The sequence below is a fragment of the Actinacidiphila bryophytorum genome (assembly GCF_016916835.1).
GTDB lineage: Bacteria > Actinomycetota > Actinomycetes > Streptomycetales > Streptomycetaceae > Actinacidiphila > Actinacidiphila bryophytorum.
This window is the reverse complement of the sequence record NZ_JAFFIX010000010.1, coordinates 38568-57822: the sequence shown is the minus strand read 5'-3', so window position 1 is coordinate 57822 and position 19255 is coordinate 38568. Positions and strand designations below refer to the sequence as shown.

Here is a 19255-nt window from a genome sequence, read left to right as displayed (position 1 = left end):
CCCACAGAGGAGCCCGGCATGTCGGCATCACCCCCCACCCGACGGATCAGACGGATACGCACCCTCCCGCTGCTGGCCGCGGGCGCCCTGCTGCTGGCCGCACTGCTCCAGCAGACCGCCTCGCCCGCCCGCGCCGGCGCCGCGCCAGCGGTGGCCCCGGCCGCCGCGACCGCCACCTTCACCGACGACTTCAACGGCCCGGCGGGCAGCGCGGTCGACAGCTCCAAATGGGGCTACGAGACCGGCGACAACGTCAACAACCACGAGCGCGAGTACTACACCAGCGGCACCCACAACGCCGCGCTCGACGGACAGGGCAACCTGGTCATCACCGCCCGCAAGGAGAACCCGGCCAACTACCAGTGCTGGTACGGCACCTGCCAGTACACCTCGGCCCGGCTGTCCACCCCGCAGAAGTTCAGCCAGGCCTACGGCCACTTCGAGACCCGGATGAAGCTCCCGCGCGGCCAGGGCATGTGGCCCGCGTTCTGGATGCTCGGCGGCGGCAACTGGCCGACCGACGGCGAGATCGACATCATGGAGAACGTCGGCTTCGAGCCCGGCAGCGTCCACGGCACCATCCACGGCCCCGGCTACTCCGGCGCCAACGGCATCGGCGCCGGATACACCCTGCCGAACGGGCAGAGCTTCTCCGACGCCTTCCACACCTTCGCCGTCGACTGGGCGCCCAACTCCATCAAGTGGTCGGTGGACGGCAACGTCTACGAGACCCGCACGCCCGCCGACCTCGGCGGCAACCGCTGGGTGTACGACCACCCCTTCTACCTGATCATGAACCTCGCGGTCGGCGGCTACTGGCCCGGCGACCCCGACGGCAGCACCTCCTTCCCGCAGCAGCTGGTGGTCGACTACGTCCACGTGACGACCTCGGACAGCTCGGGCGGCACCGGCGGTGGCACGGGCGGTGGCCACACCATCACCGGCATCGGCGGCAAGTGCGTGGACGTCGCGGGCGCCTCCTCGGCCAACGGCACCGCCGTCCAGCTCTACGACTGCAACGGCACCGCCGCCCAGTCCTGGACGGTCGGCTCCGACGGCACGATCAGGGCGCTCGGCAAGTGCATGGACGTCGCGGCGGCCGGCACCGCGGACGGCACCAAGGTGCAGCTCTACGACTGCAACGGCACCGCCGCCCAGCAGTGGGCCGTCAGCGCCGCCCACGACATCGTCAACCCCGCCGCGAACAAGTGCCTGGACGCCACCGGCAACAGCTCGGCCAACGGCACCCGGCTGCAGATCTGGACCTGCGCGGGCACGGCCAACCAGAAGTGGACGGTGAACAGCTGATGAGAAGGCAACACGCGGTCCTGCTCGCCGGCGCCCTCGCGGCCGGCACCCTGGGCACCTTCGGCGCCACCCAGGCCGCAGGCGCCGACCCCTCGGGCGCGATCACCGGATACGGCGGCAAATGCGTCGACGTCGCCGCCGCCAGCAGCGCCAACGGCACCGCCGTGCAGCTCTACGACTGCAACGGCACCACCGCACAGGTGTGGACCGTCAGCTCCGACGGGACGCTGCGGGCGCTCGGCAAGTGCATGGACGTCACCGCCGCGGGCACCGCCAACGGCACCAAGGTCCAGCTGTACGACTGCAACGGCACCGCCGCCCAGAAGTGGACCGCGAGCGGCGGCCAGCTGGTCAACGCCGGCTCGGGACGCTGCCTGGACGCGACAGGCCCCAGCTCCGCCAACGGCACCCGGCTGCAGATCTGGGACTGCGCGGGCTCGGCCAACCAGATCTGGACGCTGCCCACCGGGAGCGGCACACCCCCGACCGACCCGCCGCCGGCCGGCGGCGTGCAGGCCGTGGCCCCCTACCTCTACAACGGCTGGGGCAACCCGCCCGACCCGACCACGATCATGAACGCCACCGGCGTGAAGTGGTTCACTCTCGCCTTCGTGCTCAGCAACGGCACCTGCAACCCGCAGTGGGACGGCGGCCGGCCGCTCACCGGCGGCGTCGACCAGGCCACCATCAACAAGGTCAGGGCCGCAGGGGGCGACGTCATCCCGTCCTTCGGCGGCTACAGCGGCAACAAGCTGGAGCAGTCCTGCACCAGCGCCGGCGCGCTGGCCGGCGCTTACCAGAAGGTGATCAGCGCCTACGGGCTGCGCGCCATCGACATCGACATCGAGGCCGACGCGTACAGCAACGGCACCGTCCAGCAGCGCACCGTCGACGCGCTCAAGACCGTCAAGGCGAACAACCCCGGCATCGCGGTCTACGTCACCATCGGCACCGGCCAGAGCGGCCCGGACACCGGCCTGATCAACAAGGCCGCCGCCTCCGGGCTGACCGTCGACAGCTGGACGATCATGCCGTTCGACTTCGGCGGCGCGGGACAGAACATGGGCACCCTCACCACCAGGGCCGCCGACGGGCTGAAGAACGCGGTGAAGAACGCCTACGGCTACACCGACGACCAGGCCTACCGGCACAGCGGCATCTCCTCGATGAACGGCATCACCGACGACAACGAGACCGTCACGGTGGCCGACTTCCGCACCATCCTGGGCTACGCGCAGAGCCACCACCTGGCCCGGCTGACCTTCTGGTCCGCCAACCGGGACCGGCCCTGCCCCGGCGGCTACCCCAACGACGACACCTGCTCGGGTGTCTCGCAGCAGGCCTGGGACTTCACCCGCACCTTCGCGCAGTACGGCGGGTGACACCCCGGTGAGAGCACTCCGCCCCCCGGCCGTGTAGGCATGGTTCCCGCGATGCACCATGCGAGAACGGCCGGGGAGCGGAGGCGCACACGACATGACGGGCAGCACGGGCGGCACAGGGCACGGCGGCGGTGACCCGCGCGGGCGGGTCCTGGTCGTCGACGACGACGCCGCGATCCGCCGCTCGCTCGGCCGCGCCCTGCGGCTGCGCGGCTTCACCGTCGGCGAGGCGGACGGCGGCGCCGCCGCGCTGGAGCAGCTGGCAGCGGCCGCCCCCGACGTGCTGGTGCTGGACGTCTCCATGCCCGGCATCGACGGCATCCAGGTGTGCCGCACCCTGCGCGCCGGAGGCAGCGACCTGCCGGTGCTGGTGCTCTCCGCGCTGGACGAGGTCGCCGACCGCGTCGCAGGACTCCAGGCCGGCGCCGACGACTACCTGGTCAAACCCTTCGCCCTGGAAGAGCTGGTGCTGCGGCTCGACGCCCTGCTGCGCCGCCGCCCGCCCCGCCCCGACGGCCAGGTGCGCGCCTGCGGCCTGGTCCTCGACCCCGCCGCCAGGACCGCCACCCGGGACGGCGAACCGCTCGACCTGACCCGGCGCGAGTTCGAGCTGCTGGAGACGCTGGCCCGCAACACCGGCATCGTGCTGACCCGCGACCAGCTGCTCGACCGGGTGTGGGGCTACGACTTCGAGGTCCGCACCGACGCCGTCGACACCTTCGTCAGCTACCTGCGGCGCAAACTGGAGGCCGGCGGGCGCCCCCGCATCCTGCACACCGTCCGCGGTGTCGGCTTCGTCCTGCGCCCCGCCGACGGCGGCGGCATATGAAGCCCCAGGCCGCGGGGCACGGCACGAGGCGGGGGAGCGGCACATGAGACTGTCCACCAGGATCGCGCTGGCCGTCGCGGTCGTCGTCCCGCTGCTGGTCGCAGGCTCCGGCTGGATCCTGGTCCGGCTGGTCGGCCGGGACGTGCACACCGCAGCCGACACCCACCTGCGCGACCGCGCCGCGGCCGTACGCCCGGAGGCCCTCAGCCTGCTGCGGGCCATGGCCAACGACCGCCCGGCGGGCGTCGAACAGGCCAGGCAGCGCAAGCTGTTCGCCGACGCCCTGGACGTCGGCATCCGGGTGAGCGGACCGCAGGGCACCGTCACCGGCGGCCCGCAGCCCGCCGCGAGCACCACCCTGCCCGCGCCCGGCGCCGCCGCCCGCCCGGTCACCCTGGCGGCGGGCACGCAGAGCTGGCGGGTGCTCGCCGTGCCGCTCACCGCGGTCCGCCCCGCCGCGAGCGGCACCCTGTGGCTGTTCTCCGCCGACACCGCGGGCCAGCGGCAGATCGCCCAGGTACGCCGCCGGGTGCTGACCGTGGCGCTGCTGACCGCACCCGTCGCGGGACTGGTCGCGTGGCTGGCCGCCGTACGCCTGGCCCGCCCGCTGCTCGAACTGCGCCGCAGGGCCGCCGGTATCGACCCGCGCACCAGCGCCGCCCGGCTCGACCACACCCGCACCGGAGTGCCCGAGGTCGACGACCTGGCCGGCACCCTGCAGACCGTACTGGCCCGCTACGACGAGCAGGCCGCCCGTACGGCCGAGGCGCTGGCCACCGCGCGCTCCTTCTCCGCCGCCGCCTCGCACGAACTGCGCACCCCGCTGATGAGCATGCGGATCAACCTCGACGTGCTCGGCGGCGACCCGGCACCCGAAGGGGCAGAGCGCACCGAGGTCGTCGCGGACCTGCGGGCAGGCCACGAACGGCTGCTCGGCCTGCTGGTCATGCTGCGCACCCTCGCACAGGGCGACCTCGTCGAGGCCGACGCCTTCGCGCCCGTCGACCTCGCCGAACTGCTCGACTCCGCGGTACGCGACCTGCGCCGCGACCACCCCGCCGCCCGGGTCGCGGTCGACACGTCGGGACCCTGCGTGGTCCGCGGCTGGCCGCAGGGCCTGCGCTCGGCCGTCGACAACCTGCTGACCAACGCCGTCGTGCACGGCTCAGGCCCCGTCGAGGCGGCCCTGCGTCCCACCCCCGACGGCGCCGCCGTACGCCTCACCGTCGGCGACCACGGACCCGGGGTGCCGCCCGAGGCCAGGCACACCGTCTTCACCCGCTTCCGCCGCCGCCCCGGCAGCCCGGGATCGGGCCTCGGCCTGGCCCTGGTCGGCCAGCAGGCCGCCCTGCACAGCGGCACCGTCACCGTCACCGGCCGCCCCGACGGCGCGGCCGGCGCATGGTTCGTGCTGGACATCCCGCACATGGCCCAAGGCCCCGCCCTGCCGCGGCAGCGCGACTGGCTCACCGCGGAGCCGCCGCCGGCCGCCCCACAAGGTTTCCACAAAGACCCCTCCTAGCCTCCCGGCCAGAAACGGCACCGCCACGCGGCAGGTGCCGCCACCGAGGAGGTCACCCATGCGCACCACCCGTACCGCGGTCGCCGTCACCGCGGCGGCCGCGGCCCTGCTCGCCGCGGCCGGTACCGCCACCGCCGACACCACCGCCCCCACGCCCTCGGCCACCGCCACGGCCGCGGGCAAGGCGCCGACAGGGGACGGCGCCCGCGCGCTGTGCCGGCGCCTTCCGGCCGTCGACGCACACATCGACCGCGCACTGGCACGGCTCAACGGGCCGGTCACCGAGCGCGGCTCGATCGCCCGGCTGCAGAAGCGGATCGACAATGCCGACGCCAAGGGCGACACGGCCGTGTCCACCTTCCTCAAGGACCGGCTGACCTTCCGCCAGTCGCTGCTGCCCAGCCTCACCAAGCGCTCCACCGACCTGGACGCCGTCCGCACCTGGTGCGGCACCCAGCACTTCCCCGCCAAGCCCGCCCAGAAGACCGCGAAGGGCGCAGCGAAATGAGCCGCACACGGGCGCGGGCGCTGGCCCTGCTGCCGGCCGGCGCGCTGGCCGCGCTGCTGCTGGCCGGCTGCGGCAGCCACGGCTCCGCGGCCGGCACCCCGGGCAGCACCTCGCCCGCACCCGCCGCCTCGGAACTCGCCCACATGCAGAAGCTGGTGGACGACGCCGACGCGGCCGCTTCCGCGGCCGACACCGACGCCGCGTCCGACAACTGACCGCACCCCGGCGCCCGGTGGGCTACTTCGCGTCCGCGTAGCGCTCCACCGCGTGCGTCTCCAGCGGGAAGGGCACCGGCGTCGCACCGAACACGAGCCGGCGGGCCTCGTCGGCCGCCGCCGCGACCGCGGTCTCGACGGCGGGCGCGAGGTCCGCAGGGGTGTGCACGACCACCTCGTCGTGCTGGAAGAACACCAGCCGCGGCGCCGGGCCGATCGCCGCCAGCTCCCGGCGCAGCGCCGCCAGCATCGCCAGCGCCCAGTCGGCGGCGCTCGCCTGCACCACGAAGTTCCGGGTGAAGCGCCCCCAGGACCTGGCCGCCGTGCGGTCCGGTGACGCCCCGTCCGCCGGGTCGGCGCTCTCGTCCACGAATCGGTCGGCCGACGGGGCCGGAGACGTACGGCCGAGCTGGGAGCGGACGACCCCGCCCGCCTCGCCGGTACGTGCCGCGGCCTCCACCAGGGCCAGCGCCACCGGGAAGCGCCGCCGCATCACCGCCAGCAGCTGGCCCGCCTCACCGCTGGTCTGCCCGTACATCGCGGCGAGCAGCGCGATCTTGGCCCGCGGGCGGTCGCCGGAGAATGCGTCCCTGGCCACCGCCGTGTACAGGTCGCCGCCGGCCGCCGCCCGGGCCAGGCCCTGGTCGCCCGACATCGCGGCCAGCACCCGCGGCTCCAACTGGCCGGCGTCCGCGACCACCAGCAGATGGCCCGGGTCGGCGACCACCGCGGCCCGCAGCGGCCGCGGAATCTGCAGCGCACCGCCGCCCCTGGTCGCCCAGCGCCCCGACACCACACCGCCCACCACATACTCCGGCCGGAAGCGGCCGTCCCGCACCCAGGCCTCCCGCCACGCCCAGCCGTGTGCGGCATGGATACGCGACAGCTCCTTGTAGCGCAGCAGCAGCTCGGCCGCCGGGTGCTCCACCTTGCGCAGCTCGTGCGACCTGGTCGAGGCCAGCGGAACACCGACCCGTGCGAAGGCGGGCAGCAGCTGGGCGGGGGAGTCGGGGTTCACCGGGCGGCCCAGCGCGTCCTGGATGCGCTGCGCCAGCTCGTTGAGCCTGGCCGGCCGGGCGCCGCCCGCGGGCCGCGGCCCGAGCAGCGCGGTGAGCACCTCGTCATGCGCCCGCGCGCTCCACGGCAGGCCGTCCCTGCCCATCTCGACCGCCGCCAGCGCGCCCGCGGACTCCGCCGCACACAGCAGCCGCATCCGGTCCTGGCCCTCGCTCGCCGCGATACGCCGCTGCTGGGCGGCGTGCACCTCCACCAGGGCGGTCAGCGCGTCGGTGCCCGGCGGCAGGTGGTGCCGGTCCGCCGCGAACAGCACCGGCTGGTCGTCCGCCCCCGTCTCCGGCGCGTCCGGCGGCTCCTGCAGACCGTGCAGCCGCGCCCAGGCCGCCCCCAGCGAGCGCGGCCTGCCGTGCCTGCCCTCCTGGCCGAGCAGCAGCGACTCGACCAGCTTCACGTCATGGCAGCGCGCCACCCGGACCCCGCCGCGGTCCAGCAGCCCCGGATAGACCTCCTCGGTGCCGCCCCACACCCAGCGCGGCCCGGCCGCCGCCTCGACCTCGCGCACCGCACGGGCCAGGTCCGCCACCACCGCGGTCGCGCCGACCGTCCCGCCGTCCTCCCCGACCCCGCACAGCCGCCCGCCGCCGCCGACCGGATCGGCCACGACGGCGACCCGCCCGGCACTCGCGTCAACGGCTCCACCCACCCCACGAGCGTAGGTCCGACCACTGACAACGGTGCACGCCGACGGTTTACGACATCGGCGCACGCCGAAGAGCCCGGCGGCGCACTGCGCCGGCCGGGCTCGCGGCAGAAGGGGTCAGCCCTGCTGCTGCTCCTGGGCTTCCTTCACGGACTTGTGGACCTCGGCCATGTCGAGGGCGCGGGCCTGCGCGATGACGTCCTCCAGCGCCGGCTCGGGCAGCGCGCCCGGCTGGGCGAAGATCGCCACCTTGTCCCTGACGATCATCAGCGTCGGGATCGACTGGATCTGGAAGGCCGCCGCCAGCTCGGGCTGGGCCTCCGTGTCGACCTTCGCGAAGACCAGGTCCTGGTGCTTGTCCGACGACTTGTCGTACACCGGTGCGAAGGACCGGCACGGGCCGCACCAGGCGGCCCAGAAGTCGATGAGGACGAAGTCGTTGGAGGACACGACCTCGTCGAAGTTCTCCTTGGTCAGCTCCACAGTGCTCATGCCCCCCACAACGGGCGGCGGCTCCGGGAAATTCCGTCGGCGCCCGGCCGGGCTTCACTCGTCCGAGTGGTGCGGGCGGCACCTCCATGGCGTGCGGCGCCGCCAATCGTTGACGGCATATGGCACCGATGCAGAGGGTCAGAAAAGCGGAGGCCGCCGAGGAGGCGGGGCGAGGTGGAACGGTTCTGCACCCCGCGCGTGCGGATGCGCCGGTCTTTGCCGCGCTGGCCGAGCAGTGGCGTTCCGCCGGGCGCATGGTCCCCGGCCACCCCGACCCCGAATGGTCGGCCCTCGTCTCCCACATCCCCCACCTCACCCCCACCTAGGTTTCCCCCCGGGCGACCCCTCGCCCTGCCAGGCGCCGGCTGCCCCGGGATCTCCCCCGGCGATGGGTTGCGCGCGCCGTGCCCCGCGCCCATGGTGGTTGCCCCCTTCCCGCAGGGTGGGGGTTCCTCTGCCTGCAAGGGGGAGCGTTTTCAGGGGCGCGGGGAACTGCGCGCCCCGCCCGAACGGGCGGAAAGCAAGCGACGCCACAGCAAGTGGCAACCACCTCAGGAGGCGCTGGGGGCACCCCCAGGCGAAGCTCTGGGGGCGGAACTGCGCGCCCGGCCACAGCGCACCGCAAAGGGCCGGTCACCCCGGGGACGTGCCCGGGCGGGGAAGGGGCTGCGGGGCCGGTGGTCCCGCGTATGTGCTGGACGGGCGCATGCGCAGCGCCGGCTCTGCGTACTCCTCCAGCGCGTGCGCAACCCACCCCGCGGTGCGCCCCACGGCGAAAACCGCTTCGCCGGCCTCCGCGGGCATCCCGGACGCGACGGAGAGAACGGCGAGCGCCAGGTCCACGTTCGCGTGCAGCGGGGTGTGCCGCGCCGCCGTGGCGACGGTGTCCTGCGCCGCGGCCAGCGCGTCGGCCGCGGCGGGCACGTCGGCGAGCCGGGCGAGCAGCAGCCGCGCCCGCGGGTCCTCGCCGCGGTAGAGGCGGTGCCCGAGCCCGGGCACGCGACGCCCGGCCCGCAGGTGGGCGGCGACCACCGGCCCCGCACCGCCCTGGTCGAGGACGTCGCGGAGCATGCGGTGGGCCAGCGCGCTGGCCTGCCCGTGCAGCGGCCCGTCCAGCGCCCCGAGCCCGGCCGAGACGGCCGCGTACGGGTGTGCGCGGCCCGAGGCGGCGACCCGGACGGCCAGTGTCGAGGTGGCGAGGTCGTGGTCGATGAGCAGCGCGAGCGCGGTGTCGAGCACCCGCAGTGACGCCGGGTCGGCCTCGCGCGGCGTCAGCCGCGACCACAGCCGCCGGGCGACGGACCCGGACCCGCCGGCGCCGCCCGCGGCCGGCGCGTCGGGCTGCCGGGCGATCCGCCCGGTGTCACGCCTGTCACCGCGACCGGCGCCGCCCGCGGCCGGCGCGTCGGGCGCGGCATCGCCCCGGTCGGCGCCGCCGGCCAGGGGCAGTGCGTCGACGAGCGTGGGGATCAGCCCCCGCGTGCACCCGAGCACGGCCTCCCGCGTGAGGTCGAAGCGCAGCGGGTCGGCCGCGCCCGCCGCGACCACGGCGACCCGCATCCGGTCCACGGGACTGCTGCCCGCGGGCAGGGCGGCGGCTGCGGCGCGGGCGGCGGCCAGCGGCAGCGGGGGAGCGGTGAAGCGGACGCCGGGCCGCAGTTCGCCGGTCCACAGCCAGTCGGCGACCTCCTCGTAGGCGTACGCCTCCGCGAGGGCGACCGCGTCCACCCCGCGGAAGGCGTAGCTGCCGGTCGCCGTGTCGATGCGGGTGATGCCGGTGCGGATGCGGCCCCACCCGTCCGCGCAGGAGGCGGAGCCCGAGCCGGGCTCGGACGGCTGCGCGGCGCCCGACCCGGTCGAGGTCGCGGCCCGCCCCCTGGCGGCCAGCGCGGCGACCTCGCCCGGGTCGAAGGTGCTGCCGCGCCCGCCGGCGGCCCGCCGGCTGCCGAGCAGCCCGCGGCTGACGTAGGCGTAGAGCGTCTCCGGCTTGACGCCGAGCCGCGCCGCGGCCTCCCGCGTGCTGATGCGGGCGTCGCCGCCGCCCGCTGCCCCGTCCGTCATGGGCGTCACCGTATCCACCTCCCGTCAACCCGCGCTGACATTGATCAGTCAACATTGACACCATGATAATCAATCATAGACAGTCAAGTGAAGAGCCGAGGAGGAAACCGATGCCCACCACCCACCCGTCCGCCGCCCCGCAGTCCGCCGCATCCCAGGCGGCCCCGCCGCAGCCGGCCCAGGTCGAGGTCCCGCGCGGCCTCAAGGGCGTGATCGTCACCGACACCGTGATCGGCGACGTCCGCGGAACCGAGGGCTTCTACCACTACCGGGAGTTCGACGCCGTCGAGCTGGCCGGGACCCGCAGCTTCGAGGACGTCTGGCACCTGATGGTGAACGGCGCTCTGCCGACCGCGCAGCAGCGCGACCGCTTCGCCCGGCAGATCGCGCCGCTGCGCCACCTGCCGGCCGGTGTACGCGAGGCGCTGCCCGCGCTGGCCCGTGCCACGGCCGGGTCGGGGCCGCTGGCCGGGCTGCGCACGGCGCTGTCGCTGACCGGCGCCGCCGCCGGGTTCCGGCCGCTGTACGACCTCGGCCCCGAGCAGCGGGCGGCCGACGCGCTGGCCGCCTGCGCGGTCGTACCGACACTGCTCACCGCGCTGCGCCGGCTCGGCCGCGGCCTGGAGCCGGTCGAGCCGCGCGACGACCTGCCCTATGCCGCGAACTACCTGTACATGCTGAGCGGACAGGAGCCGGACCCGGCCAGGGCGCGGGCCGTCGAGCAGTACCTGATCTCGACCGTCGACCACGGCTTCAACGCCTCCACCTTCACCGCCCGGGTCATCGCCTCGACCGGCGCGGACCTGGCTGCGTGCCTGGTCGGTGCGGTCGGCGCGCTGTCGGGCCCGCTGCACGGCGGGGCGCCGAGCCGCGCGCTCGACACGCTGGACGCGATCGGCACCCCGGACCGCATCGACGGCTGGCTGCGCGAGCACATTACTGCGGGCGAGCGGATCATGGGCTTCGGCCACCCCGTCTACCGCACGGAGGACCCGCGGTCGCGGCTGCTCAAGGGCATCGCCCGGGGCATCGGCGGCGACCTGGTCGACTTCGCCGTTCAGGTCGAGGAGCGCGCGGAGGCGCTGCTGGCCGAGCTGAAGCCGGGCCGCGACCTGCACATCAACGTCGAGTTCTACGCGGGCGTCGTGATGGAGCTGTGCGGGCTGCCGCGGGAGATGTTCACGCCGACCTTCGCCGCGGCCCGGGTCGTCGGCTGGAGCGCCAACATCCTGGAGCAGGCGGCCGACAGCAAGATCATCCGGCCGTCGGCCCGCTATGTGGGGCCGCCGCCGCGACTGGTCACCATACCGACCGGTCGGTAATATGTGCCGGGTGCCGGACACCCGGCACATGGCCCACCCCGGAGGAGACGCCGTGCGCGCGATCCAGATCACCGAGTTCGGCGGACCCGAGGTCCTGCGCGAGACCGAGCTGCCCGACCCCGTCGCGGGCGAGGGGCAGCTGCTGCTGGACGTCGACTCCGCCGGGGTGAACTTCGCCGACACGCACACCGTGGAGGACTCGTACCTCTCCCGCTCCACCCTGCCCATGGTGCCGGGCGCCGAGGTCGTCGGCCGTACCGCAGACGGGCGTCGGGTCGTGGCCCTCACCGACAACGGGGGATACGCCCAGAAGGCCGTCGTCCAGGAGCAGCTGGCCGTCGAGCTGCCCGACGACGTCACCGACGGCCAGGCGCTCGCCCTGGTCGTCCAGGGCCTGACCGCCTGGCACCTGCTGCGCACGTCCGCGCGGCTCGCGGCGGGCGAGAGCGTCGTGGTGCACGCGGCGGCCGGCGGCACCGGCTCGCTGGCCGTCCAGCTCGCCCGCGAGTTCGGCGCGGGCCGGGTGATCGCCACCGCCTCCACCCAGGACAAGCGCGACCTCGCGCTGGAACTGGGCGCCGACGCCGCGGTCGACGCCGACCCGGAAGGGCTCACCGAGCGGCTCACCGCGGCCAACGGCGGCCGCAAGGTCGACGTCGTGCTGGAGATGACCGGCGGCCCGGTCTTCGACGCCTCGCTCGCCGCCCTGGCCCCTTTCGGCCGGCTCGCCACCTACGGCATGGCGTCCAGGACCGCCCCCACACCGGTGCAGCCCGCCCAGCTGATGGGGCGCTCCCGGGCGGTCGTCGGCTTCTGGCTGATGCACTGCCTGGGCCGGCCGGGGATGTACCGCGAGCCCCTCGCGGAACTGCTGGCGATGACCGCGGACGGGCAGCTGCGCCCCCGGGTCGGCGGCGTCTACGGGCTGTCCGAGGCGGCCAGGGCGCACACCGAGATGCGTGCCAGGCGCACGGTGGGCAAGCTTGTGCTCGATGTGACCCGATAGGCGGAACCGCGAGGGTCGTCCCGGTCGTTGGATCGGTGCAACAGTGGAAGATGCACACACTCGCACCATCATGACCAGTGGAGCACGCAGGGCCGCCGCCCGCGACCCGCGCCCCCGCACAGCTCGGGAGGGGCCATGCCACGGAATCGCTTCGCACAGGACCGGGGACTGACGACCCGTATGGCCGTCACGATGTTCCTGATCGGACTGCTCTACGTCGTCTTCGTCGGGGCGCTGCTCGCCCTGCTGCGCGGTGCCTGGCCGATGATCCTGATCATCGCGGGGCTGCTCTTCGTCGCCCAGTTCTGGTTCAGCGACCGCATCGCCGCCTTCAGCATGGGTGCGCACGAGGTCTCCGCCGAGGAGCAGCCGGAGCTGCACGGGGTGGTCGACCGGATCTGCGCGCTCGCCGACCTGCCCAAGCCCAAGGTCGCGGTCGCGCAGTCCGACGTGCCCAACGCGTTCGCGACCGGGCGCAACCAGCGGAACACGGTGGTGTGCGTCACCACCGGGCTGCTGCGCCGGCTGGAGCCAGAGGAACTGGAGGGCGTCGTCGCCCACGAGCTGTCCCATGTGGCGCACAAGGACGTCGCCGTGATGACGATCGCCTCCTTCCTCGGCATCCTGGCCGGCGTCATCACCAGGATCGGCCTGTGGGGCGGCTTCCGGCGCAGCCGCGACCCCGGCAGCGCGGCGCTGTTCGTCCTGGTGCCGCTGGTCAGCGCGGTGGTCTACGCGATCAGCTTCCTGCTCACCCGGATGCTCTCGCGCTACCGCGAGCTGTCCGCCGACCGCAGCGCCGCCCTGCTGACCGGCCGCCCCTCCGCGCTGGCCTCCGCCCTCACCAAGGTCAGCGGTGACCTGGCAGCGATCCCCACCAAGGACCTGCGGGCCGCCGAGCCCTTCAACGCCTTCTACTTCGCCCCCAAGCTCACATCGAGCGCCACCGTCTCCAAGCTGCTGGCCACCCACCCCAGCCTGGAACAGCGGCTGGCCCAGCTGGCCGCCATCACCGTCGAGCTGGACCGCCGCTGATGGGGCTGCTCGACGTGCTGCTCGGCCGCAGCAGGCCGGTCAAGCCCGACCTGGACCAGCTCTTCGGGCTGTCGTCCGCGGCGATCACCTTGCAGGCGGCCAGTGAACTGCGCCCGACCGGAAGCGGCGCGGTGTGCTTCGCCGCCGTCGAGGGCGGTGCCTTCGCCGAGATCCAGCAGGACCTGCGCACCCTGCTGCCGGTGGAGTCCAGCCGCGACAGCTACGGCTACACCTGGCTGCAGTCCCGGCACGCGCCCAGCGAGGTCACCGACCTGGTCACGGACCTGCACGCGGTCAACTCCGCCCTGGAGTCGGGCGGCTTCGGGCCGCAGCTGCTGTGCTCCCTGGTCGCCTTCGCCGACGGCCAGGGCCACCGGATGGCCCTGGTGTACCTGTACAAGCGCGGGACGTTCTACCCCTTCGCACCGCTGCCCGGCGAGAAGCGCGACCACGCGCTGGAACTGCAGGTCAAGGCCCTGGTCGCCGACGACCTGCGGCTGGAGGCCGACCTGTCGCGCTGGTTCCCGGTGTGGGGCGCCCCCGGTATGGCCGAATGAGCCGCCGCGGCGGACCCGCAGGCCGGCGGCGTCGCGACCGGGCAGCGGCGGGAGGCCGTCCTAGAGTGGGGAGCGTTTCCGCTGCAACCCCCCAGGAGGCACAGGGATGACCGTCTACGACCCCGCAAGTGTGAAGATCAGCCCCGAATCGTGGGTGGCGGACCAGGCCAGGCGCTACGAGGAGTCGGACGGCACCGAGGCCACCGACATGAAGGGCTCGCCCTGCCTGCTGCTGGACTACCAGGGCTACCGCACCGGCGAGTGGCGCCGCACCGTGCTGATCTACGGCAGGGACGGCGAGGACTTCCTGATCGTCGCGTCCAAGGGCGGCGCTCCCGAGCACCCGCTGTGGTTCCGCGGCCTGCTGGCCTACCCCGAGGTCCACGTCCGGGTGCTCGGCGAGCGCTTCACCGCCAGGGCCGAGCCGCTGACCCCGGAGGAGAAGGCCGAGGTCTGGCCCGACCTGCTGGAGGTCTACGCGCCCTACGCCGACTACCAGAAGCGCACCGACCGCGAGATCCCGGTCGTCCGCCTCACCCGCGTCTGACCCGCGGCGCCCCCGGGTTCGCCGTCACCGCTCCGCGGCCGTATGCGCCTGGCTGCGGGCGGCGAGCCGGGCGAGGTTGCGCCGCCCCTCGCTGCGTACGCCGACCGGCACCAGGGCGGCGCGGCCCGGCAGCCGCAGCCCGCCGGTGAAGGCCACCGTGGTGCGGCCGTCGCCGCGGTCGGCCGCCGCGATGCCGACCAGCAGGAAGCGGCTCTGCAGCCAGCACCAGCCGGGCCGCAGCACCCCGCTGAAACGGGCACGCGGGCCGAACCTGCTGTGCGCGGACGCCTCGACGCGGTCGCCGTCCCTGCTGATCACCCGGACCCGGGCCATGTCCGTGACGATTTTCCCGAACTCCCCCTCCAGGTCGGCGACCAGCGGCCAGACCACGTCGATGGGCGCGTCCACGACCCCCTCGGTGACATGGGCGTTGCGTACCCCCGCGGCCAGCGCGTGCAGCCGGCGTACGGGGTCGGGGTCGGCCGTCGGCCATCCGGCGGTCATGCGGACCACGCCTTCCTGAAGGTGTCCCGGGCGCGGTGCAGCCGGGATTTGACGGTGCCGACCCGCAGCCCGAGGCGCTCCGCCGCGGTGCGCTCGTCCAGGCCCTCCAGGTCGCGCAGCACCAGGACGGCCCGGTGCTCGGGGGAGAGCCGGGCGAGGACGTCGCGGATGTCGGCTGCCAGCTGCGGGTCGCCGGGCGCGGGCAGTTCGGCCAGTTCCGCCGGTACGGCACGGGCGGCCCGCCTGGCCACCCGCACCGCCTCGCGGGCGGCGATGGTGCGCACCCAGCCGTAGAGCGCGGCCGGCTCCTTCAGGCCGCGCAGGCTGCGGAAGACGACCGTCAGCGCCTCCTGCGCGGCGTCGGGGCCGTCGTCCAGCGCGATGGGGGCGCAGATCCGGCCGACGAAGGGCGCCAGCTCGTCGAGCAGGTCGTTCATCGCCAGCGTGTCGCCGCGCTGCGCCGCCCGCACCAGGCGGGCGGTCGCGGCGCGGTCTCCCGCGGCGGGCCCGCCGCTCGCGGGTGGGTCGGGTTCAGCCACCGGTCGGATCTCTCCCTCGTGGGCAGTGCGGCGCTCTTGCGTCACCCCTCAGAGGCGGCGCCGACGCGATTCGTTCCCCGGGTCTGCGGGAAATTCTCCGCCGCCCCTTGCGCACACGCGACAGGGGTAAGGGGCGCCCGTCAGGACGGGCGCCCCTTACCCCTGTTCAGCCCTGCCTTGCCCCGGCTGTTCTCAGTGACCGGCTGCCCCGCTCCGGCTCGCCGTGCGGGCGGTCAGCGCGGCCAGCGCCGCTTCCAGCGCCAGCAGGAAGACCAGGCCCAGCCCGAAGGCGTGCGGGTAGCGGCCCGGTGCCCCCGCGCCGACGGCGCCGTAGAAGACGATGCCGATCAGTGCGATGCCCAGCGCACCGCTGACCTGCTGGATGGTCGCCACCACACCGGAGGCCGCACCCACCAGGTGGGCGGGAACCGCGGCCAGCGCGTCATGGGTGAGCGGGGCGATCACCATGCCCATCCCCGCACCGTCGAGGAAGAGCCCGGGGACCAGCTCCCACAGGCTGCCGGTGGTGCCCGACGCGTGCACCGCCGCCCACAGCCCGCCCAGGCCCGCGGCCATCAGCAGCGCACCGGCCGGCACCGTACGGCGGCCCAGGCGCTCGGCGAGCCGGTGCGCCGCGGTCGAGGTGAGCAGGTAGCCGGCCCCGATGGCCAGGAAGACCACACCCGACGCCAGCGCGTCCAGACCGCGCCCCGCCTGCAGGTACAGCGCCAGGACCAGGAAGAAGGAGCCCTGCCCGGTCCAGAAGACCAGCTGCGCCAGCGCCCCCGCGGCGAATCCGCGCTGCCGGAAGAGCGCCGTGTCCAGCACCGGGTCGCCGCCCGCCGCCCCCAGCCGCCGCTGGTGCGCCACGAAGACCGCGAAGAGTACCGCGGAGGCGGCCAGGCACAGCCACGTCCACACCGGCCAGCCCAGCGAACGCCCCTGGATCAGCGGCAGCACCAGGGCCACGACCGCGGCGGTGGACAGCGCCACCCCGGTGTTGTCCAGCCGCGGCCTGCGCGGCGCCCTGGACTCGCGCAGCGCCCGCGGCACCGCGGCCAGCGCCGCGAGCCCGACCGGCAGGTTGATCAGGAAGCACGCCCGCCAGCCGAGGCCGAACACGTCCGCCTTGATCAGCAACCCGCCGATCAGCTGCCCGAAGACCGCGCCGACACCCATCGTCAGCCCGTACATGCTGAACGCCCTGGCCTGCGCCTTGCCCGTCCAGCCGGTCTGCAGGATGGCCAGCACCTGGGGGCTCATCAGCGCCGCCGACAGCCCTTGCAGCACCCGCGCCGCCACCAGGCTCCCCGCGGTCGGCGCGAAGCCGCAGGCCGCCGAGGTCGCGGTGAACAGTGCGAGCCCCACGGTGAACATCCGCCGGCGGCCGAAGATGTCACCGAGCCGGCCCGCGGTGATCAGGCCGGTGGCCACGGCCAGGCCGAAGCCGGCCACCACCCACTGGATCGCCGCGGAGCCGGCCTGCAGGTCGCTCTGCACCGCGGGTATCGCCACGTTGACGATGAAGATGTCCAGCGAGGTCATGAAGGTGGCGGCCAGCAGGACCAGCAGGCCGAGACCTGGCCGTCCCGCGTCCGGAGCGGCGCCCCGGGAGCCGGACGGGGAGAGCGTGGAGGTGGCCGAGGCCATGGCGGAACTCCTGTCCCGTGTCGGAGCGGTGAGCACTGGTGAGCACTGGTGAGCAGAGGTGCGCAGAAATGGGGAGGAGGCGCCGGTCAGGCGGCGGCCGGCACCTTGTCGAGGAAGCCCAGGACGCGGTGCACCAGCCCGTCGTCGCCGAACGCGGCCACGTCGAAGCCGACGACCAGCGACTCGCCGCCTGCCGGACCCAGCTCCCAGGTGAAGCGGGCGACGTCGTGGTGCGCGTCGACCGGGCCGAGGGTGAAGACCAGGCCGGGGAACTGCGCCTGCACCGCGGCGATCACCGCGTCGAGCGCGTCGCGCCCGGTGACGTCGGCGAGCGGGTCGGTGTAGCGGGCACCGGGGGCGAAGACCGCGTCGATGCCGCGCCGCCTGGCGGTGGGGTCGGTCTCGTTCCAGACCGCGATGTAGTTCTCGACCAGCTGCTGGATGTCGCTCATGACTGCCGTCTCCCTGCTGTCGCCGGCGCCGGGTTGCGCCGTCTCCTTGCAGGTCACGACGTTACGGAGCCGTCCGCGGCGGGGAATCGGTCATCGTTAGGTATCCGCTGACCAGTCGGGCTGCCCGTCCTGGTCGAGGGTCACCTTGAGCTCGTCCAGCGCGGCCGCCAGCCGCGGCGAACCGCACTGCCTGGACAGCCGGGCGGCCTCCCGGCCCAGCGCCAGCGCGCCCTCCCGGTCGCCGGTGCGGGCGTGCGCCTGCGCGGCGCGGGCCGCGTACAGGCTGCGGTCGCGGAGGAAGGACGGGTCGAGCGCCGCAAGCGCCCCGTCCAGCAGCGGCGCCGCCTCCGCCGCCAGGCCGAGCGCGAGCAGGCCGAGTCCCTGCTGGGCGGCCAGTTCCGCCGCGTCCAGCCAGTACAGCCAGGCAGGCCCCTCCTGCGCGCCCGCCGTCGCCAACTGCCGCTCCGCCTCCGCCGCGGCCCGCCGGAAGGCGCCCTCGGCGCCGGCCGCCGCATGCGCCCTGGCGAGCCGGGACGCGGCCAGCGCGCGCACCTGCGGGGGAGCGCCGCCCGCCGCGCGTACCGCGGCCTCCGCCGCGGCCATCGCGTCCCGCGGCCGGTCCGCGATCACCGACTGGAGTGCCAGACCGCTCCACACCGCGACCGCCAGCGGGCGGTCCCCCGCGCTGTACGCGAGCCGAAGCGCCGTCAGATAGTGCCGCTGGGCGGCTCCGTGGCGCCCGGCGTCGGTGGCCGCCCAGCCGCCGAGCTGCGCCAGGTCGGCGGCGACCCGCAGCAGCCGCCGCTCCGCGGCCCGCCCGCCGCGCCCTGGCCTGCCGCGCCGCAGCAGCCCGCTGACCAGCCGCAGGTCGGCCTCGACCCGGTGGCGTACGGCCGCGCCGCCGAGCCGGTCGTCCAGCTGCCGAAGGCCCGTCACGCCGGCCTCCAGCCAGTCCAGCACCGGCCCGTCCACCGGGTGGGGGTCGGCGCCGGCCTGCGCCGGCACCTGCTCGCGGGCACCCGCACCGCGGTGCCTGGCGTCCTCCGCCCCGGCCGCGTCCCAGTCGGCGATGGCGTCGAGCAGCGCCTGCTCGTCGGCGATCGGGAAACCCCGCGGGTCGGCCGCCGCGTCGTCGAGCACGCCGGCAAGTGCCGTCAGGCTGCCTTCCGTCGTCCAGGGCAGCCCGTCGGGCATGCCGCCGTGTGCGGGCAGCCAGCGCGGCCAGGGGCGGGCGTCGACATCCCGCGCGGGGATGCCGAGCGCACGGGCCAGCGCCCGCTGGCTGTCGGCCTCGGGGACGACACCCCAGTGCTCCCAGCGCCACACCTTCTCCCGCCGGGCGGCCATCGGCACCCCGAGCGCCCGCGCGTGCTCGGCTATCACCCGGGCGACGTCCTGGTAGCTCCAGCCGTGTCGGCGCCGCACGTAGGCCAGCGGATGTGTCGACGCGGCGGAGTCCTCGCGTGCCACGTTTGTGCCGTCCATTCACCGGTCCCTGCCGCGCCGCCCACGCCGGCGCCAACTTCGTTGCGGAATCGCCAATTCGAATACCAGTCCGGCAGTGGTCCGCGCAGCGAATCGCGCGAATCCGCGCCTCCCGCGTTCCAAA

Annotated in this window: 19 protein-coding genes; 11 read left to right on the top strand and 8 right to left on the bottom strand. The window is 74.6% G+C overall.

Features of this window, described 5'->3' with window-relative positions; all coding sequences use genetic code 11:
* Positions 1 to 18 precede the first annotated feature (18 nt).
* From JT723_RS16785 to JT723_RS16760, 6 genes are all read left to right on the top strand, one after another.
* Complete coding sequence (locus JT723_RS16785; RefSeq protein WP_205045451.1) at positions 19 to 1308, top strand: glycoside hydrolase family 16 protein; 1290 nt, start codon at positions 19 to 21, stop codon at positions 1306 to 1308.
* Complete coding sequence (locus JT723_RS16780; RefSeq protein ID WP_205045450.1) at positions 1308 to 2690, top strand: chitinase; 1383 nt, start codon at positions 1308 to 1310, stop codon at positions 2688 to 2690. Before JT723_RS16785 ends, JT723_RS16780 begins: the two co-directional genes overlap by 1 nt.
* A gap of 94 nt (positions 2691 to 2784) precedes the next feature.
* Positions 2785 to 3519, top strand: a complete 735-nt coding sequence (locus JT723_RS16775; protein ID WP_205045449.1) for a response regulator transcription factor — start codon at positions 2785 to 2787, stop codon at positions 3517 to 3519.
* Between the two features lie 43 nt (positions 3520 to 3562).
* A complete protein-coding gene (locus tag JT723_RS16770; RefSeq protein ID WP_205045448.1) occupies positions 3563 to 5041 on the top strand; it encodes a sensor histidine kinase in 1479 nt (492 codons plus the stop codon).
* Positions 5042 to 5099: 58 nt separating this feature from the next.
* Complete coding sequence (locus JT723_RS16765; protein WP_205045447.1) at positions 5100 to 5549, top strand: hypothetical protein; 450 nt, start codon at positions 5100 to 5102, stop codon at positions 5547 to 5549.
* On the top strand, positions 5546 to 5764 hold the full coding sequence (locus JT723_RS16760; protein WP_205045446.1) for a hypothetical protein: 219 nt from the start codon (positions 5546 to 5548) through the stop codon (positions 5762 to 5764). Before JT723_RS16765 ends, JT723_RS16760 begins: the two co-directional genes overlap by 4 nt.
* Before the next feature lie 22 nt (positions 5765 to 5786).
* On the opposite strand, the gene JT723_RS16755 is transcribed toward JT723_RS16760, so the two are convergent.
* The 3 genes from JT723_RS16755 to JT723_RS16745 all read right to left on the bottom strand — a co-directional run bounded on the left by JT723_RS16755 (position 5787) and on the right by JT723_RS16745 (position 10034).
* On the bottom strand, positions 5787 to 7484 hold the full coding sequence (locus tag JT723_RS16755; RefSeq protein WP_205045445.1) for a bifunctional 3'-5' exonuclease/DNA polymerase: 1698 nt from the start codon (positions 7482 to 7484) through the stop codon (positions 5787 to 5789).
* Between the two features lie 114 nt (positions 7485 to 7598).
* Complete coding sequence (gene trxA, locus JT723_RS16750; protein ID WP_205045444.1) at positions 7599 to 7973, bottom strand: thioredoxin; 375 nt, start codon at positions 7971 to 7973, stop codon at positions 7599 to 7601.
* Positions 7974 to 8606: 633 nt separating this feature from the next.
* Positions 8607 to 10034 carry a citrate/2-methylcitrate synthase gene (locus JT723_RS16745; RefSeq protein ID WP_205045443.1) on the bottom strand — a complete coding sequence of 476 codons (1428 nt, stop codon included), beginning with the start codon at positions 10032 to 10034 and terminating at the stop codon, positions 8607 to 8609.
* A 110-nt stretch (positions 10035 to 10144) separates the two neighbouring features.
* Here JT723_RS16745 and JT723_RS16740 point away from each other — a divergent pair, with 110 nt between their 5' ends.
* The 5 genes from JT723_RS16740 (at position 10145) to JT723_RS16720 (ending at position 14501) form a co-directional block, all read left to right on the top strand.
* Positions 10145 to 11356, top strand: coding sequence for a citrate synthase/methylcitrate synthase (locus JT723_RS16740; RefSeq protein ID WP_205045442.1), 1212 nt, complete (start codon positions 10145 to 10147; stop codon positions 11354 to 11356).
* 52 nt (positions 11357 to 11408) lie between these two features.
* Positions 11409 to 12362 (top strand): quinone oxidoreductase family protein, encoded by a 954-nt coding sequence (locus JT723_RS16735; RefSeq protein WP_205045441.1) that lies wholly within the window; start codon positions 11409 to 11411, stop codon positions 12360 to 12362.
* A 135-nt stretch (positions 12363 to 12497) separates the two neighbouring features.
* Positions 12498 to 13397: a zinc metalloprotease HtpX gene (gene htpX / locus JT723_RS16730; RefSeq protein WP_205045440.1), complete on the top strand. Its 900-nt coding sequence runs from the start codon at positions 12498 to 12500 to the stop codon at positions 13395 to 13397.
* The gene (gene pspAB, locus JT723_RS16725) at positions 13397 to 13954 is read left to right on the top strand and encodes a PspA-associated protein PspAB (RefSeq protein ID WP_205045439.1); all 558 of its coding nucleotides are present in this window, start codon (positions 13397 to 13399) and stop codon (positions 13952 to 13954) included. The genes htpX and pspAB overlap by 1 nt, the downstream gene beginning before the upstream one ends.
* A gap of 106 nt (positions 13955 to 14060) precedes the next feature.
* On the top strand, positions 14061 to 14501 hold the full coding sequence (locus JT723_RS16720) for a nitroreductase family deazaflavin-dependent oxidoreductase (protein WP_205045438.1): 441 nt from the start codon (positions 14061 to 14063) through the stop codon (positions 14499 to 14501).
* Positions 14502 to 14525: 24 nt separating this feature from the next.
* Here JT723_RS16720 and JT723_RS16715 read toward each other — a convergent pair whose 3' ends face one another.
* The 5 genes from JT723_RS16715 to JT723_RS16695 form a co-directional block, all read right to left on the bottom strand.
* Positions 14526 to 15005, bottom strand: a complete 480-nt coding sequence (locus JT723_RS16715; RefSeq protein ID WP_205045437.1) for an SRPBCC family protein — start codon at positions 15003 to 15005, stop codon at positions 14526 to 14528.
* Positions 15002 to 15442 (bottom strand): RNA polymerase sigma factor, encoded by a 441-nt coding sequence (locus JT723_RS16710; protein ID WP_205045617.1) that lies wholly within the window; start codon positions 15440 to 15442, stop codon positions 15002 to 15004. Before JT723_RS16710 ends, JT723_RS16715 begins: the two co-directional genes overlap by 4 nt.
* A gap of 294 nt (positions 15443 to 15736) precedes the next feature.
* Positions 15737 to 17194, bottom strand: coding sequence for an MFS transporter (locus JT723_RS16705; RefSeq protein ID WP_205045436.1), 1458 nt, complete (start codon positions 17192 to 17194; stop codon positions 15737 to 15739).
* An 86-nt stretch (positions 17195 to 17280) separates the two neighbouring features.
* On the bottom strand, positions 17281 to 17646 hold the full coding sequence (locus tag JT723_RS16700; protein WP_205045435.1) for a nuclear transport factor 2 family protein: 366 nt from the start codon (positions 17644 to 17646) through the stop codon (positions 17281 to 17283).
* A gap of 96 nt (positions 17647 to 17742) precedes the next feature.
* Entirely contained in the window at positions 17743 to 19131 is a 1389-nt protein-coding gene (locus JT723_RS16695; protein ID WP_240165741.1) for an NsdA family TPR-like regulatory protein, read from the bottom strand.
* Positions 19132 to 19255 lie beyond the last annotated feature (124 nt).

Coding starts and splice junctions, on each gene's coding strand:
- JT723_RS16715 (WP_205045437.1), bottom strand. CDS start 15,005: ATGACCGCCGGATGGCCGACGGCCGACCCCGACCCCGTACGCCGGCTG.
- JT723_RS16745 (WP_205045443.1), bottom strand. CDS start 10,034: ATGACGGACGGGGCAGCGGGCGGCGGCGACGCCCGCATCAGCACGCGG.
- JT723_RS16720 (WP_205045438.1), top strand. CDS start 14,061: ATGACCGTCTACGACCCCGCAAGTGTGAAGATCAGCCCCGAATCGTGG.
- JT723_RS16765 (WP_205045447.1), top strand. CDS start 5,100: ATGCGCACCACCCGTACCGCGGTCGCCGTCACCGCGGCGGCCGCGGCC.
- JT723_RS16760 (WP_205045446.1), top strand. CDS start 5,546: ATGAGCCGCACACGGGCGCGGGCGCTGGCCCTGCTGCCGGCCGGCGCG.
- JT723_RS16695 (WP_240165741.1), bottom strand. CDS start 19,131: ATGGACGGCACAAACGTGGCACGCGAGGACTCCGCCGCGTCGACACAT.
- JT723_RS16740 (WP_205045442.1), top strand. CDS start 10,145: ATGCCCACCACCCACCCGTCCGCCGCCCCGCAGTCCGCCGCATCCCAG.
- htpX (WP_205045440.1), top strand. CDS start 12,498: ATGCCACGGAATCGCTTCGCACAGGACCGGGGACTGACGACCCGTATG.
- JT723_RS16700 (WP_205045435.1), bottom strand. CDS start 17,646: ATGAGCGACATCCAGCAGCTGGTCGAGAACTACATCGCGGTCTGGAAC.
- pspAB (WP_205045439.1), top strand. CDS start 13,397: ATGGGGCTGCTCGACGTGCTGCTCGGCCGCAGCAGGCCGGTCAAGCCC.
- JT723_RS16785 (WP_205045451.1), top strand. CDS start 19: ATGTCGGCATCACCCCCCACCCGACGGATCAGACGGATACGCACCCTC.
- JT723_RS16710 (WP_205045617.1), bottom strand. CDS start 15,442: ATGAACGACCTGCTCGACGAGCTGGCGCCCTTCGTCGGCCGGATCTGC.
- JT723_RS16770 (WP_205045448.1), top strand. CDS start 3,563: ATGAGACTGTCCACCAGGATCGCGCTGGCCGTCGCGGTCGTCGTCCCG.
- JT723_RS16780 (WP_205045450.1), top strand. CDS start 1,308: ATGAGAAGGCAACACGCGGTCCTGCTCGCCGGCGCCCTCGCGGCCGGC.
- trxA (WP_205045444.1), bottom strand. CDS start 7,973: ATGAGCACTGTGGAGCTGACCAAGGAGAACTTCGACGAGGTCGTGTCC.
- JT723_RS16775 (WP_205045449.1), top strand. CDS start 2,785: ATGACGGGCAGCACGGGCGGCACAGGGCACGGCGGCGGTGACCCGCGC.
- JT723_RS16705 (WP_205045436.1), bottom strand. CDS start 17,194: ATGGCCTCGGCCACCTCCACGCTCTCCCCGTCCGGCTCCCGGGGCGCC.